Source organism: Sphingopyxis soli (genome assembly GCF_018682675.1).
GTDB lineage: Bacteria > Pseudomonadota > Alphaproteobacteria > Sphingomonadales > Sphingomonadaceae > Sphingopyxis > Sphingopyxis soli.
The window spans coordinates 1-14272 of record NZ_JAFMTR010000021.1; the positions used below are offsets into that span (position 1 = coordinate 1).

Sequence of the window (14272 nt, forward strand, 5' to 3'; positions counted from 1 at the left end):
GCTGGCGTCCTGAAGCGGCGCTGCGCAAGGACGCGAGCCCCCTCCGTCAGCCGCTACGCGGCTACCACCTCCCTGCAAGCGGGGAGGATTTGAAGGGCAGCTTCCCACCCCACAGCGGACCTCTTTTGCAAGCTCAATCGCGCAGAGCCTCCTCGACCTGGTCGAGGCGGTCCTTGCCGAAGAACATCTCGTCCCCGACGAAGAAGGTCGGGATGCCGAAGACACCCCGCGCGACCGCGGCTTCGGTATTGGCAACGAGCCTTGCCTTGATCTCGGGTTCCTGCGCGCGCGCGAGAAGCGCGGGGCCGTCGAAGCCGTTTGCCGAAAGGAAGGTCGCGATGACCTCGGGATCGTCCATCTTGAGGCCGTCCTCCCACATCGCGCGGTTCACCGCGTCGACATAATCGTCGAGGTTGCCCTCGTCCCCGGCGACGACCGCGCCGCGCATGATGGTGAGCGTGTTGACCGGAAAATGCGGATTCAGGCGAAACTTCGTCAAGCCGTGCCGCGCAATGAAGCGCCGCATTTCAAGGTTTTCATAGGCCAGTTTCGCGGGCGCTTCGGCATATTGGATCATCGGCGCCTTATTGCCCGTCGCCTTGAAGATGCCGCCGAGCAGGCACGGCGTGATGATCAGGTCGGCGCCGGTGCGCTCGAGCAATTCGGGTAGCACTTTCAACGTCAGATAGGCGTTGGGGCTGCCGAAATCGAAGATCAGTTCGAGGCTTTTGCTCACCATTTCTCTCCCCAGGGACGGAGGTCGAGTTCATGCGTCCACGCGCTCTTCGGTTGCTTGTGGAGCATCACATAATTGGCGGCGATCGCGTCGGGATTGAGGATCAGCTCCTGCGCCTTCGCATTGTCGAAATCGGGGTGGCGACCCTTGATGAATTCGGTGTCGATCGCGCCGTCGATGATCGTGTGCGCGACATGGATGCCCCGGGGGCCAAGCTCGCGCGCCATCGATTGCGCGAGCATGCGGAGCGCGCCCTTGGCGCCCGAGAAGGCGGAGAAGCCGGAACCGCCGCGCAGACTGGCGGTCGCGCCGGTGAAGAGGATCGTGCCGCGGCCGCGCGGGATCATGCGTTTTGCCGCCTCGCGGCCCATCAGGAAGCCGCCGAGGCACGCCATCTCCCAGACCTTGGTGTAAACGCGCACCGTCGTCTCGGCGATCGGGAAGTTCACATTGGCACCGATATTGAACACCGCAACTTCGACCGGGCCGACCTCGGCCTCGACCTGGTCGAAAAGGGCGATCATCGCCTCTTCGTTGCGGGCATCGGCGGGGAAAGCGCGTGCCTGATGGCCGCCGTCGCGGATCGACCGGGCGAGCGCTTCGAGTGCGTCGGCGTTGCGTTCGCGTCGGTTGACGCAGGCGGTGAGCCCCTCGGCGGCAAAAGCGCGCGCGATGGCGCCGCCCGTGGCATCGCCGGCGCCTATGATGACGGCTGCGGGATTGGGCATGGGCGACTCTCCTCTTGCGCGCGATAGTAACTATGATAATCATAGTTACAAGCGGTTTGTGAGGTCGAGCAAACCTGTGTCGATGGTCAGAACTTCGTCATTGCGAGAGCGACATGCCAAAGCGCACCGATCTGTCGAACACGCTATGTCCCGTCGGGCGGTCGGCCGAACTGCTCGGCGACCGGGCGGTGCTGCTCATCCTGCGCGAGCTGTTCTTCGGAAACCGGCGCTTCGAGGCGATCGCGGCGAACACCGGCCTCGGTCCGCAGCTCGTTTCGGCGCGGCTCAAGCTCATGGAAAGGCAGGGAGTGGTCGAGCGCCACGCTTATCAGGACCGCCCGCCGCGCCATGATTATTGGCTGACCGACAAGGGCAAGGATCTGTTCGACGTGCTCTATGCGATGCGCAACTGGGCCGAGCGCTGGGCCTATGACGAGGGCGAGATTGCCGGACCGGCAGTGCGCTATACGCATCGTGCCTGCGGCGCCGATGTCGGGACGTCGACCGTCTGTCCGGGGTGCGGCGAACCGCTGCGCTATGGCGATCTTAAGGGGCAGCCGTCGGCGGCGCTCAGGGCCGAGCAGGCAGCGCGCGCGGGTTAGGTCAGGCCTTTTCCAGCGTGCACTGCAGCGGGTGCTGGTTCTGCCGCGCGGCGTCCATCACCTGGTTGACCTTGGTCTCGGCGACTTCGTAGCTGAACACACCGCACACGCCGACGCCCTGCTGGTGGACGTGGAGCATCACCTGCGTCGCGCGTTCGATGTCCATGTTGAAGAAACGCTGGAGCACCATCACGACGAATTCCATCGGCGTATAGTCGTCGTTGAGCAGCAACACCTTGTACATCGAGGGTTTCTTGGGCTTCGCGCGCGTGCGCGTCGCGATGCCGACGCCCGGCGCACCGGACGTGTCGTCATCCTTGCCCGCCATTGCGCGGACGACATGAGGGATCGAAGCGGGAAGCATCATCATCGGGAATATCGCAAGCCGATGCCGAATCGCAAGAGGGCGGGGTGGTTAATTCCGTCTCGTGCGGGGAGTGGCGGGAACAAAAGCGGAGCAGAGAAACAAGAACCGCCCGCCCCCCGAAGGAAGCGAGCGGTCTTGATGTGTCGGCGCGGACGGGGAGAGGAGGGGGGAAGGCCCGCGCCAACGGGAAGGTGAAGGCCTTAGGCTGCCTTCATCTTCGAAGTGATGACCGAAACGCGGTTCGAGATCGGCGCGAAGCTGTCGTTCGTCAGCTTGACGACGAGTTCGCTGGTCTTCGAGGTCTGCGCGACAGCGGCGTCGAACGCCTTCTTGCTGTTTTCGGCATAGAGCTTCAGGAATTCGGCCGGCGACTTGACCGCGGTGTAGCCCTTGAGCGCAGCGGTCGTTTCCTCGAAGCTCTTGCGAGCGAAGGCGACGCCTTCCTGGCCGAGCGTTTCGATGCCCTTGGCAGCGATCTTGCCCGATTCGACGAGCGCTTCGACGTTCGCCTTGTTGAATTCGACCGCTTCTTCGGCGAGCTTGCTGGTCTTCGCCATGGCTTCCTTCGCCTTTTCGTTGAAATCGGCGGTCAGCGCTTCGGTGCGGGTCTTGGCTTCTTCAGCGAACTTCTTGACGGTGTCGTTCATGGTCTTGAATCCTTTGGTGACGGCGGCGGCCGGCTTCGGCGCTGCCTTGACGGGCTTCGGGGCAATGGTCTTCGCGACCGCCTTCTTGGGGGCGATCTTCTTCGGTGCCGGCTTTGCGGCTTTCTTTTGGACCGGCTTGGCCTTCGCCGCGACAGTCTTGGTCTTCACGGGCGCCGGAGCGGCCTTTGCTTCCACCGCAGGCGCGGCAGCAGCAGCCGGAACGGCGGGAGCAGCCACCGGCTTGGCGGCGGTTTCCAGCGTCGCGGCTTCGAAAGCCTTTTCGGCACTATCCATCTTGGTAGCCATCGTGACAACTCCTTTATGTTGCAGTGCACAATATAGGAGTGGATCGGAGATTTCAAGAGATTTTTGTGCAGCGCACAAAAATAGACTCGCCCCGATCTCGTTGGCCTTATGATTTCCCGATATTACCGTTGCTTGACATAGCGGCCGGGCGCATCCTCTATCGCCTTTTTAGCACCTTTTCCCGGAATGCGCGCGCCTTTTGCAGCCGTTTTTGCGCTATCCTGTTCCGAAATCCAGCCGATCCAGTGCGGCCACCAGCTGCCCTTGGTCTCCGTCGCGCCCGCGATAAAATCGTCGAGCGTCGCAGCATCGTTGTCGCCGGTCCAATACTGGTATTTGCCAGCGGCGGGAGGATTGACGACGCCCGCGATATGGCCCGAGCCGGCGAGCAGGAACGTCTTCGGCCCCGACAGATGGTCCATCAGCCGCCAGACGCTGGCGGGCGGCGCGATATGATCCTCGCGCCCGGCCTGGATATAGGCCGGGGTCTCGATCTTCCTGAGATCGATCGGTGTGCCCATCGCCGACAGGCTGTTCGGGATCACCATGCGATTGTCGCGATAGAGGTCGATCAGATATTGCCGATGCCACTTCGCGGGCAGGTTGGTGACGTCGCCGTTCCAGTAGAGGAGATCGAACGGCGGATAGTCGTTGCCGAGCAGATAATTGCCGACGACATAGTTCCAGATCAGGTCGCGTCCGCGCAGCGAATTGAAGGTGGCGGCCATATAGCGCCCGTCGAGGAAGCCGCCCGCCGAAAGCTGCTGGAGCAGCGCCAGATAGCTGTCGTCGACGAACATCTTGAGGTCGCCCGCGAGCTCGAAGTCGACCTGCGCGGTGAAGAAGGTCACCGATTTGACCTTGTCGCCCTCGCCGCGCGCGGCGAGCATCGCCAGCGTCGCCGCCAGCGTCGTGCCCGCGACGCAATAGCCGATGCTGTGGACGTGCGGAACGTCCAGCAACTCGCGCACGGTATCGATCGCGTCGACCTGCGACGCGATATAGTCGTCCCAGACGATTTCGCTCATCGAGGCGTCGGCCGATTTCCACGACACCATGAACACCGTCAGCCCCTGTTCGACCGCCCAGGCGACGAAGCTTTTTGCGGGATTGAGGTCGAGGATGTAAAAGCGGTTGATCCACGGGGGGAAGATGACGAGCGGGACGGTAAAGACCTCCTTCGTCGTCGGTTCATATTGGATGAGCTGGTAAAGGTCGGTCTCGTGGATCACCTTTCCCGGCGTCGTCGCGATGTTCACGCCAACCTCGAACGCGTCGGGATCGACATGACTGAGCTGCCCGCGCGACAGGTCGGTAAGCATGTGCTTCAAGCCCTTGAGCAGGCTTTCGCCGCGCGTCTCGACCGCGCGCTTGATCACCTCGGGATTGGTGATCGCGAGGTTCGAGGGCGACAGCGCCTCGGCCATGTTCCGTGCCGCGAACTCCATCTTCGCGCGCGCATGATCGTCGAGACCCGCCATCGTGCGCGTCGTCGTCAACAATTGTTCGGTCAACAGGCCATAGGTCTGGCGGATCAGCGCGAAGACCGGGTTCGCCGTCCAGTCGGGGTCGGCGAAGCGCTTGTCCTTGGGCGCATCGGGTGTGGGCGCGAAGGGCGGCTGGAGTGTCGCGAGCGAGGTCCAGAAGCGCGCGCCTTGTTCCCACATCTTGGCCGACTGCTCGGCCCAGGCCTGCGTCGTCGGGTTCTGCAGCCAGTTGGCGGGATCGAACAGGCCGGCAGCGGCGCTGTTGCCCTGGTTCGCCTGGCCGAGCGCATATTCGAGCATCATCTGCTGCGCGCGGCCCATGACGCTCGTCCAGTGCTGTATGTCTTCGGGCGAGGGCAGGAAGGGGTTGGCGGCATCGCCGGCTGTCGTTTCTCCCGGATCGCTCATGCTCGTTCCTGCTGGTCAGTGCGGATATATTGCCTATAACGAGCCGCGATGCGGCTGGCGAGACTGCCGCGCGCGTCAACCCGCAAGTAACGCAAAGGAGTTGTTCTAGTTTCCCATGTCCGAAGATGAATTCTACCGCATCAAGCGCCTGCCGCCCTATGTCATCGCTGAAGTGAATGCGATGCGTGCGGCCGCCCGCGCTGCGGGAGAGGACATCATCGACTTGGGGATGGGCAACCCCGACCTGCCGCCGCCCGCGCATGTGATCGAAAAGCTGTGCGAAGTGGCGATGAAGCCCGATGCGCACGGCTATTCGCAATCGAAGGGTATTCCCGGCCTTCGCAAGGCGCAGGCGAATTATTACGCGCGCCGCTTCAACGTCGAGCTCGACCCGGAAAGCGAGGTCGTGGTGACGATGGGGTCGAAGGAAGGGCTCGCCAGCCTCGCGACCGCGATCACCGGTCCCGGCGACGTCGTGCTGGCGCCGAACCCCAGCTACCCGATCCACACCTTCGGCTTCATCATCGCGGGCGCGACGATCCGCAGCGTGCCGACGACCCCCGACGAGAATTACTGGCGCGCGCTCGACCGCGCGATGGCGTTCACCGTGCCGCGGCCGTCGATTCTCGTCGTCAACTACCCGTCGAACCCGACCGCCGAGGCCGTCGATCTGGCTTTCTACGAGCGGCTCGTTGCCTGGGCGAAAGAGAACAAGGTCTGGGTTCTGTCGGACCTTGCCTATTCGGAGCTTTATTACGACGGCAATCCGACGCCCTCGATCCTGCAGGTGCCGGGAGCGAAGGATGTCGCGATCGAGTTCACCTCGATGTCCAAGACCTATTCGATGGCGGGCTGGCGCATGGGCTTTGCAGTCGGCAACAAGCGGCTGATCGCGGCAATGACGCGCGTCAAATCCTACCTCGACTATGGCGCCTTTACCCCGATCCAGGCCGCGGCGTGCGCGGCGCTCAACGGGCCGCAGGATATCGTGCAGAAGAACCGCGAGCTTTATCAGAAGCGCCGCGACGTGATGGTCGAAAGCTTCGCGCGCGCCGGCTGGGATATTCCGAGCCCGCCCGCGTCGATGTTCGCCTGGGCGCCGCTGCCGCCCGCGCTTCGTGAAATGGGCAGCCTCGAATTCTCGAAGCAGCTCCTCACCCATGCCAAGGTCGCGGTCGCGCCCGGCGTCGGTTATGGCGAGGACGGCGAGGGCTATGTCCGCATCGCGATGGTCGAGAATGAGCAGCGCATCCGCCAGGCGGCGCGCAACATCCGCAAGTTCCTTGCAATGCACGGCGTGAACACCCCGTCGGTCGCGGCGGGCGGCTGATGGCATCCGGCCTCGGCGCGATTGCCGAGACGATCCAGCTGTCGGTCACACCGGTGTTCCTGCTGGTCGCGACCGGCAGCCTGCTCAACGTCTTCACCGGCCGGCTCGCGCGCGTCGTCGATCGCTCGCGTCGGCTGATGGAGCTTTGGGCCGAGACCCAAGGCGCCGAGCATGAGCGTGTCGTCGCCGAGCTTCGCGTCGTCGACCGCCGCATCGACGTGATCAACAATTCGATTGCGGCGGCGGTAGCTTGCGGCATCGTCGTCTGCCTGCTCGTCGCCCTGCTGTTCACGCAGGCGGTGGCAGGCTTCGACCTCGGGCTCGCCGCGGCCTGGGTGTTCGCCGTGGCGATGCTGCTGTTGCTCTTGTCGCTCGCGCTGTTCCTGATCGAGGTGCGGCTCGCGATCCGCACCATCCATGTGCCGTTGGAATTGCTCGAGCTCGAGGAAATGGGCTGGAAGAAGCGGCAGAACCGCCGCTGATCGGTTTATCCTCTCCATCGCTGCGCGACGGGGAGGATCATTATGGTCTGTACGTCGGCGTCACCCGCTTGCGGCTGACCTGCTCATAGGCATAGCCCGCAGCCAGCACATCGGCGTCGCTCCACTTCGGCCCGATGATCGACAGCCCGATCGGCAGTCCCTCGACCGCGCCCATTGGCACCGTGAGGTGCGGATAGCCCGCGACCGCCGGCAGCTGGCTGACGCTCGGCCCGGTATAATGGTCGCCGTTGACGAGATCGGTCGTCCACGCCGGGCCGTTGGTCACGCCGACCAGGAAGTCGGCCTGATTCTCCGCGAGCAACCGGTCGATCCCCTCCGGCCCCGCGAGCCGGGCCGCTTTGGCTTTCGCTTCCAGATAGTCCTTGCTGTCGAGCCCGCCCTTGGTCTCGGCGAGTTCGAACAGCGACTGGTCGAACCAGCGCAGTTCCTCGGGATGCGCCTTGTTGAACGCGATCAGGTCGGCGAGCGTCTTCGGCCCGCCCTTCGCGGGTAGCGCTGCAAGATAGCGCGCCATGTCGGCCTTGAGCTCTGTCATCAATATCTCGAACTCGGCGTCGCCGAGGCCGTCGAGGCCCGTCTTGCTGTCCTTGATCTCGACGATCGTCGCACCCGCGGCCTCCATCGCCTTCAGCGCGGTGTCGAAGAGCGCCGTAATGTCGGCGCGGCTTCCGATGCGGTCGCGCAGCACGCCGATGCGCTTGCCCTTGAGCGCCTCGGGCGACAGCTTCGCAGCATAGTCGGTCTTGCGCGCATCGGCTTCGGCAGTTGCCGCATCGGCGGGGTCGCTCCCTGCGATGACGCCGAGCAGCTGCGCGGCATCGCGTACCGTCAGCGCCATCGGGCCGGCGGTGTCCTGGCTGTGGCTGATCGGCACGATGAAGGTGCGGCTGACGAGCCCGACCGTCGGCTTGAACCCGACGATGCCGTTGATCGCGGCGGGGCAGGTGATCGATCCGTCGGTCTCGGTGCCGATCGCGAGCGGCGCGAGGCTCGCCGCCACCGCCGCGCCGCTTCCCGACGACGACCCGCAGGCATTGCGGTTCAGCGCGTGCGGATTTTTGGTGAGCCCGCCGACCGCGCTCCAGCCGCTCGTCGAATCGCCCGAGCGGATATTGGCCCATTCGCTGAGGTTCGTCTTGCCGAGGATGACCGCGCCCGCCTCGCGCAGCCGCGCGACGATCGGCGCGTCGCGGTTCGTGACATTGTCCTTGAGCGCGAGGCTGCCCGCGGTCGTCGGTAGCGGGCCTTTCGCCTCGATATTGTCCTTGATCAGCACCGGAATGCCGTGGAGCGGTCCGCGCAGCTTGCCGGCCTGGCGCTCGCGCCACAGGCGCGCCGCTTCGTTCGCCGCATCCGGAAAGACCGCAATGACCGCGCCCAGCGTCGGCCCGTTGTCGTCGATCTTCACGATGCGGTCGAGATAGAGGGTCGTGAGCAGTTCGTCGTGCATCGACCCCTGCGTCATTTCGGCCTGCAGGGTTGCGGCATCCTTGTCCTCGACCGGGGGCAACGGCGGCGGCATTGCGGCGGCGGGTGCGGGGGCGAGAAGCGATGCGGCGGCAGCCAGGAAAATTTTCTGCATGGTTCGCAGGCTGGCAGCCGTAGCGGCAATTGCAAGCGCCTTGTTTCATGTCGCCGCGGCGGCGTTGACAGGGGGCGCCCCGGTCTGCACTTTCGCCGCCTGGGAGAGAAAAATGACGGACAAACCTGCCCTTGCCGCGGGCATCGGGTCGCCGCCATCCGACAGCGCCGCCGCACACACGCGGACGATGCTGTGGATCCTGCTCGTCGTCTATATCTTCAACTTCCTCGACCGGCAGATCGTCAACATCCTCGCCGAACCGATCAAGCGCGACCTGCACCTGACCGATACGGAACTCGGCCTGCTTGCGGGGCCGGCCTTTGCGGTCTTCTATGCGCTGCTCGGCATCCCGATTGCGCGCTATGCCGACAAGGATGGCACGAACCGCGTCCGCCTGATTGCCCTCGCGCTGGCGATCTGGTCGGCGATGACCGCAGTGTGCGGGCTCGCGCAGAATTTCGTCCAGCTCCTGTTTGCGCGCATTGGCGTGGGCGTCGGCGAGGCGGGGTGCACGCCTGCGGCGCACTCGCTGATCTCCGACAGCGTCGCGCCCGAAAAGCGCTCGTCGGCGATCGCCTTCTACGGCCTCGGCGTACCGATCGGCTCGCTGCTGGGGCTCGTCATCGGCGGGATCGTCAACGATCTTCACGGTTGGCGCGTTGCATTGATGCTCGTCGGCGCGCCGGGGCTGCTGCTCGCTCTGATCGTGCTCGTCTGCATGCGCGAGCCGCGGCACCACCGCCCCGCCGGAACCGCTGCCGCGGCGCCCGCGCGGCTTTCGACGGGCGAGGCGATGCGCGAGATCTTCGCCTCGCGTGCCTTCGTCTATATCCTGATCGCATCGTCGGTCGTGGCCTTCCTCGGCTATGGCAAGGCGCTCTGGACGATCAGCTTCTTCATTCGCAGTCACGGGCTGTCGACCACCGAAGCCGGTCTTTCGATGGCGGTCGTGCTGGGCCTCGCCGGTGTGTTCGGGACCTGGCTTGGCGGCAAGATGGCGGACAAGTTCGGCGCGCGCGACAAGCGGCACATCCTGACTTTTCCGGCCTATGGCATGGCGGTCGCGGCGCCGGTGCTGTTCCTCGGCTATTATATGGAGGACTGGCGCGTCGCGGTCGCGCTGCTGATCGTCCCGACGATCCTGAATTCGGCCTATTACGGACCGGCCTATGCCTGCGTTCAGGGGCTGGTCCGCCCGCAGGCGCGCGCGGTCGCGGCGTCGATCATGCTGTTCGGGCAGAATCTGATCGGGCTCGGCTTCGGCCCGTTCCTGTTCGGTGTGCTGTCCGACCAGCTTGCGCCGAGCTACGGGCAGGAGAGCGTGCGCTACGTCCTCTATGGCGCGGCATGGCTCGGGCTGATCCCTGCCTTTTTCTTCTGGCGGGCCAGCTTGCGGCTGAACGCCGAGCTCAAGTCGGGTTAGTAAGGCGGCTCCTGCCGGGCGCGCTGGGCCTTCGCGGCGTCGATCCACCAGTTGAGGTCGTCGGCGAAACGCGGAAAGCTCCTCTCCAGCCGCGCGCCGTCGTCGCCGGCCGGTTTGCCGTCGGCGTCGAAGGCGCCGCCGATCCGCCCGACCGGCAGGATCGACGATGTGACCGCCATGCCCATCTCGCCCAATATGTCGCGCCAGCCCATCATCGCGCGCACGCCCGACCAGGGCCCGGCCGAGTAGCAGGCGATCGCGGCGGGCCGCCAGAACCATTCCTCGAGGAAATGGTCGGTCAGATTCTTGAGCCCCGGCTGCGGCCCCCAATTATATTCGCCGGTGACGAACAGGAAGCCGTCGGCGGCGCGGATCTTGCCCGCCAGTTCTTCCATCGCGGGCGGCGCCTCGCCGCGCGGGTATTCCTTGTACATGCGGTCGAGCATCGGCAGGTCGACCGCCTTTGCGTCGATCAGCTCGGCGCTGTCGCCGCGCGCCGCGATTGCATCGACGATCCAGCGCGCGAGCTTGATGCCTTGGCGGTCGCGGCGATAGCTGCCGTAGAGGACGAGAATATGGCGCGACATGCGGGCTCCTTAGCGGCGAAAAGCATCGCCGCACCTTAACCGATCGCCGCGCATGGACAAGGCCGCGGCCCGCGCTAAGCTGCTCGCCGGGAAGAGGGGGAATAGAATGCGGATCTATCGCACGCCGGACGCGCGCTTCGAGGGGCTGCCCGACTGGCCGTACCAGCCGAACTATCTGGAAATCGCGGGCGGCCTGCGCGTCCATTATGTCGATGAGGGCGCTCCCGATGCGCAGCCGGTGTTGATGCTCCACGGCGAGCCGACCTGGTCCTATCTCTATCGTCACATGATCGGCCCCGCGGCCGAGGCGGGCTTTCGCGTCGTCGCGCCCGACCTGATCGGCTTCGGCCGCTCGGACAAGCCGCTGGATCGCTCGGCATACAGCTATGCCGCGCAGGTCGCGTGGATGCGGCAGTGGATCGAGGCGCTCGATCTTCGGAACATGATCCTCGCCTGTCAGGACTGGGGTTCGCTGATCGGGCTTCGGCTCGTCGCCGAAATGCCCGATCGGTTCGCGGGGGTAGCGCTGTCGAACGGCGGACTGCCCGAAGGCCAGCCCGCGCCGCGCGCCTTCGCGATCTGGCGCGCCTTTTCGCGCTACAGCCCGGTCTTTCCGATCGGCAAGATCGTCAAGGCGGGCGCGAAGCGCGAACTCGGTGTGGCCGAAATCGCGGCCTATGACGCGCCGTTCCCGACGCGGGCGTCGAAGGTCGCGGCGCGCATCTATCCCTCGTTCGTGCCGCTCGGCGATAATGTTGCGGTGCCCGACCAGAAGCGTGCGTGGGCGGCGCTCGAGGCGTTCGACAAGCCCTTCCTCTGCTGTTTTTCCGACGGCGACCCGATCACGCGCGGCGGCGATGCGCTGTTCACCGGGCGCGTGCCGGGGGCCGCGGCGATGCCGCACCGCACGCTGCACGGCGGGCATTTCATCCAGGAGGACGATCCGGCGGGCTTCGTCGCGGCGATCCGCGATGTCGCTGCGGCCGGGCGCTGATCGTCAGTCGCTGAACGGGTCGCGGATCAGGATCGTGTCTTCGCGCTCGGGGCTGGTCGACACGAGCGCGATCGGGGTTTCGATCAGTTCCTGCACGCGCTGGATATATTTGATCGCCTGCGCCGGCAGGTCGGCATAGCTGCGCGCGCCCGCCGTCGATTCGTGCCAGCCGTCCATTTCCTCGTAGATCGGCTCGACCTCGGCCTGATCGGCCGAATGCGAGGGGAAATAGTCGAGGATCTTGCCGCGGAGGCGGTAGCCGGTGCAGATGCGCACGCGATCGAAGCCGTCGAGCACGTCGAGCTTGGTCAGCGCGATGCCGGTGACGCCCGACACGGCGCAGCTCTGGCGCACGAGCACCGCGTCGAACCAGCCGCAGCGGCGCTTGCGCCCGGTGACGGTGCCGAATTCATGGCCGCGCTCGCCGAGCCGTTGACCGACCTCGTCCTCGAGCTCGGTCGGGAAAGGCCCGCTGCCGACGCGCGTCGTATAGGCCTTGGCGATGCCGAGGACGAAGCCGACCGCCGAGGGGCCGAGGCCCGAGCCCGACGCGGCGGTGCCGCTGACGGTGTTCGAGCTGGTGACGAAAGGGTAGGTGCCGTGGTCGACGTCGAGCAGCACGCCCTGCGCGCCCTCGAACAGGATGCGTGCGCCGGCCTTGCGGACCTTCTTCAGGCGCTTCCAGACGGGCTGGGCATATTCGAGCACGAAATCGGCGATTTCGGAGAGATCGGCAATCAGCCGCTCGCGGTCGATCGGCGGTTCGCCGAATCCGGCGCGCAGCGCATCATGGTGCGCGGTCAGGCGGTCGAGCTGCGGACCCAGCTTGTCGAGATGCGCGAGGTCGCACACCCGGATCGCGCGGCGGCCGACCTTGTCCTCGTAAGCCGGGCCGATACCGCGGCCGGTGGTGCCGATCTTGCCTGCACCTGCTGCGGTTTCGCGCAGCGCGTCGAGGTCGCGGTGGAAGGGCAGGATCAGCGGGCAATTGTCGGCGATCGCGAAATTGTCGGCGTTGATCTCGACACCCTGGCCGCGCAGCTTTGCCATTTCATCGCGCAGCGCCCACGGATCAAGGACGACGCCGTTGCCGATGATCGACAGCGTGCCGGTGACGATCCCCGAGGGAAGCAGCGACAGCTTGTACACCTGTTCGCCGACGACGAGCGTATGACCGGCGTTGTGACCGCCCTGAAAGCGGACGACCGCGTCGGCTCGGCTTGCGAGCCAGTCGACGATCTTGCCCTTGCCCTCGTCGCCCCATTGCGACCCGATGACGGTGACGTTTGCCATGATGCTGTCCTGCTGAAACGGGCGGTTGAAAGCCCGGCGCGGCCTTAGCGGATTTGGGCCGAGAGGCAACCCGGAGCGGGATGATTTTGCGACAATTGCGGGCAAGATCGATGCTGCCGGGACAACGGAGACGAGCGATGACGAAACGAAACAGGGTAGGATTTGCCGCGGTTGCGGCCTTTGTCGTGGTCGGCATGGCGGCACCCGGCCCCCTTGCCGACGCGCGCGAGCGGCTGCGGGACCGGCTCGCGGCGCGCATGGGCGCCGACGAAGGGCCAAAGGCGCCCGGCGCCGAGACGATCTCCTATGGCAGCAATGCCCTGCAAACCCTTGATGTCTGGCGCGCGAAGGAAGCGAAAGGGCCGGCGCCTCTGGTCGTCTTCGTCCACGGCGGCGGCTGGAAGCGCGGCAGCAAGGACAATGCAACGGGGCAATTCAGGCCGGTGCATTATCCGCAGCTGGGCTATGCCTTTGCGTCGATCAACTATCGCCTTGTTCCCGACGCGACGGTCGAACAGCAGGCGACCGATGTTGCGAGCGCGGTGAGGGCGCTGATCGACCGCGCCGGTGCGCTGGGCATCGACCGGCGGCGGGTCGTGATCATGGGGCATAGCGCGGGCGCGCATCTGGTCGCGCTGGTCGGTACCGACGAGAAATATCTGCGCGGCGCCGGGCTGAGTTTTTCGGATATTGCCGGCGTCATCCCGATCGACGGCGCGGCCTATGACGTGCCGGCCCAGATGAAGGATGGGCCGCCGATCATGCAAAAGACTTATGCTCAGGCGTTCGGGACCGATCCGGCGCGGCAGAAGGCGCTGTCGCCGACGTTGCAGGCGGGTGTCCCGAACGCCCCGCAATTCCTGCTGCTCTATGTCCAGCGCCCCGACGGCGTGCGGCAGGCCGAAGCGCTGGGCAAGGCGCTGGTGGCGGGCGGGAGCAAGGTCGAACGCGGCAGCTTTCCGGGCGAAGGATTGCAGGGCCACGCCGAAATCAACCGGCGGCTGGGCGATCCGACCTACGCGCCGACAAGGGCGGTCGATGCGTGGCTGAAGCAGGTGTTCGGGCGGTAAGGCCGGCTTTGACGCAGAAGGCGGATATTACGTCACCCCGGACCTGCCTATCTTGGGGGAAAGGCGGATTTCGGGTCAGGCCCGGGATGACGATATTGTAATCGACAACCCGACAAAATGGCGATCCGCCATTGTCGGTCCACGCTGCCTAGAGTGCGTTCGGTTTTGATTGAATCAAAACCGGCACTCCAGATTCCTGTTTTGCCGTG

Annotated in this window: 14 protein-coding genes; 6 read left to right on the plus strand and 8 right to left on the minus strand. The window is 65.3% G+C overall.

Annotated features, from left to right (window positions below; all coding sequences use genetic code 11):
* Positions 1–133: 133 nt before the first annotated feature.
* Together J1N50_RS03020 and J1N50_RS03025 are read right to left on the minus strand one after the other, a co-directional pair.
* Positions 134–739: a 2-hydroxychromene-2-carboxylate isomerase gene (locus tag J1N50_RS03020; RefSeq protein WP_215350256.1), complete on the minus strand. Its 606-nt coding sequence runs from the start codon at positions 737–739 to the stop codon at positions 134–136.
* Positions 733–1464: an SDR family oxidoreductase gene (locus J1N50_RS03025; protein WP_215350257.1), complete on the minus strand. Its 732-nt coding sequence runs from the start codon at positions 1462–1464 to the stop codon at positions 733–735. Before J1N50_RS03025 ends, J1N50_RS03020 begins: the two co-directional genes overlap by 7 nt.
* A gap of 113 nt (positions 1465–1577) precedes the next feature.
* Between J1N50_RS03025 and J1N50_RS03030 the strand changes: the two genes are divergently transcribed.
* Positions 1578–2066, plus strand: coding sequence for a winged helix-turn-helix transcriptional regulator (locus J1N50_RS03030; RefSeq protein ID WP_215350259.1), 489 nt, complete (start codon positions 1578–1580; stop codon positions 2064–2066).
* A 1-nt stretch (position 2067) separates the two neighbouring features.
* On the opposite strand, the gene clpS is transcribed toward J1N50_RS03030, so the two are convergent.
* The 3 genes from clpS to J1N50_RS03045 form a co-directional block, all read right to left on the minus strand.
* Entirely contained in the window at positions 2068–2433 is a 366-nt protein-coding gene (clpS, locus tag J1N50_RS03035; protein ID WP_058455529.1) for an ATP-dependent Clp protease adapter ClpS, read from the minus strand.
* 200 nt (positions 2434–2633) lie between these two features.
* Entirely contained in the window at positions 2634–3386 is a 753-nt protein-coding gene (locus tag J1N50_RS03040; protein ID WP_215350262.1) for a phasin family protein, read from the minus strand.
* A gap of 122 nt (positions 3387–3508) precedes the next feature.
* Positions 3509–5281 (minus strand): PHA/PHB synthase family protein, encoded by a 1773-nt coding sequence (locus J1N50_RS03045; RefSeq protein ID WP_215350264.1) that lies wholly within the window; start codon positions 5279–5281, stop codon positions 3509–3511.
* 115 nt (positions 5282–5396) lie between these two features.
* Between J1N50_RS03045 and J1N50_RS03050 the strand changes: the two genes are divergently transcribed.
* A complete protein-coding gene (locus tag J1N50_RS03050) occupies positions 5397–6611 on the plus strand; it encodes an LL-diaminopimelate aminotransferase (protein ID WP_215350266.1) in 1215 nt (404 codons plus the stop codon).
* Positions 6611–7093 carry a DUF2721 domain-containing protein gene (locus tag J1N50_RS03055; RefSeq protein ID WP_215350268.1) on the plus strand — a complete coding sequence of 161 codons (483 nt, stop codon included), beginning with the start codon at positions 6611–6613 and terminating at the stop codon, positions 7091–7093. The genes J1N50_RS03050 and J1N50_RS03055 overlap by 1 nt, the downstream gene beginning before the upstream one ends.
* A 40-nt stretch (positions 7094–7133) precedes the next feature.
* Here the strand turns inward: J1N50_RS03055 and J1N50_RS03060 are convergent, their stop codons facing one another.
* Positions 7134–8696, minus strand: coding sequence for an amidase (locus J1N50_RS03060; RefSeq protein WP_215350271.1), 1563 nt, complete (start codon positions 8694–8696; stop codon positions 7134–7136).
* A gap of 112 nt (positions 8697–8808) precedes the next feature.
* On the opposite strand from J1N50_RS03060, the gene J1N50_RS03065 reads away from it, so the two are divergent.
* Positions 8809–10119, plus strand: coding sequence for a spinster family MFS transporter (locus J1N50_RS03065; protein WP_215350273.1), 1311 nt, complete (start codon positions 8809–8811; stop codon positions 10117–10119).
* Here the strand turns inward: J1N50_RS03065 and J1N50_RS03070 are convergent.
* Positions 10116–10706: an NADPH-dependent FMN reductase gene (locus J1N50_RS03070; protein ID WP_215350275.1), complete on the minus strand. Its 591-nt coding sequence runs from the start codon at positions 10704–10706 to the stop codon at positions 10116–10118. The two genes, J1N50_RS03065 and J1N50_RS03070, sit on opposite strands and share 4 nt — an antisense overlap.
* Positions 10707–10812: 106 nt before the next feature.
* On the opposite strand from J1N50_RS03070, the gene J1N50_RS03075 reads away from it, so the two are divergent.
* A complete protein-coding gene (locus J1N50_RS03075) occupies positions 10813–11700 on the plus strand; it encodes a haloalkane dehalogenase (protein ID WP_215350277.1) in 888 nt (295 codons plus the stop codon).
* 3 nt (positions 11701–11703) lie between these two features.
* Here the strand turns inward: J1N50_RS03075 and J1N50_RS03080 are convergent, their stop codons facing one another.
* Positions 11704–12993, minus strand: coding sequence for an adenylosuccinate synthase (locus J1N50_RS03080; protein WP_215350279.1), 1290 nt, complete (start codon positions 12991–12993; stop codon positions 11704–11706).
* Between the two features lie 257 nt (positions 12994–13250).
* Between J1N50_RS03080 and J1N50_RS03085 the strand changes: the two genes are divergently transcribed.
* On the plus strand, positions 13251–14063 hold the full coding sequence (locus J1N50_RS03085; protein ID WP_425516925.1) for an alpha/beta hydrolase: 813 nt from the start codon (positions 13251–13253) through the stop codon (positions 14061–14063).
* Positions 14064–14272: the final 209 nt, after the last annotated feature.

Coding starts and splice junctions, on each gene's coding strand:
- J1N50_RS03070 (WP_215350275.1), bottom strand. CDS start 10,706: ATGTCGCGCCATATTCTCGTCCTCTACGGCAGCTATCGCCGCGACCGC.
- J1N50_RS03045 (WP_215350264.1), bottom strand. CDS start 5,281: ATGAGCGATCCGGGAGAAACGACAGCCGGCGATGCCGCCAACCCCTTC.
- J1N50_RS03055 (WP_215350268.1), top strand. CDS start 6,611: ATGGCATCCGGCCTCGGCGCGATTGCCGAGACGATCCAGCTGTCGGTC.
- J1N50_RS03080 (WP_215350279.1), bottom strand. CDS start 12,993: ATGGCAAACGTCACCGTCATCGGGTCGCAATGGGGCGACGAGGGCAAG.
- J1N50_RS03040 (WP_215350262.1), bottom strand. CDS start 3,386: ATGGCTACCAAGATGGATAGTGCCGAAAAGGCTTTCGAAGCCGCGACG.
- clpS (WP_058455529.1), bottom strand. CDS start 2,433: ATGATGCTTCCCGCTTCGATCCCTCATGTCGTCCGCGCAATGGCGGGC.
- J1N50_RS03025 (WP_215350257.1), bottom strand. CDS start 1,464: ATGCCCAATCCCGCAGCCGTCATCATAGGCGCCGGCGATGCCACGGGC.
- J1N50_RS03075 (WP_215350277.1), top strand. CDS start 10,813: ATGCGGATCTATCGCACGCCGGACGCGCGCTTCGAGGGGCTGCCCGAC.
- J1N50_RS03060 (WP_215350271.1), bottom strand. CDS start 8,696: ATGCAGAAAATTTTCCTGGCTGCCGCCGCATCGCTTCTCGCCCCCGCA.
- J1N50_RS03050 (WP_215350266.1), top strand. CDS start 5,397: ATGTCCGAAGATGAATTCTACCGCATCAAGCGCCTGCCGCCCTATGTC.
- J1N50_RS03020 (WP_215350256.1), bottom strand. CDS start 739: ATGGTGAGCAAAAGCCTCGAACTGATCTTCGATTTCGGCAGCCCCAAC.
- J1N50_RS03065 (WP_215350273.1), top strand. CDS start 8,809: ATGACGGACAAACCTGCCCTTGCCGCGGGCATCGGGTCGCCGCCATCC.
- J1N50_RS03030 (WP_215350259.1), top strand. CDS start 1,578: ATGCCAAAGCGCACCGATCTGTCGAACACGCTATGTCCCGTCGGGCGG.
- J1N50_RS03085 (WP_425516925.1), top strand. CDS start 13,251: ATGGGCGCCGACGAAGGGCCAAAGGCGCCCGGCGCCGAGACGATCTCC.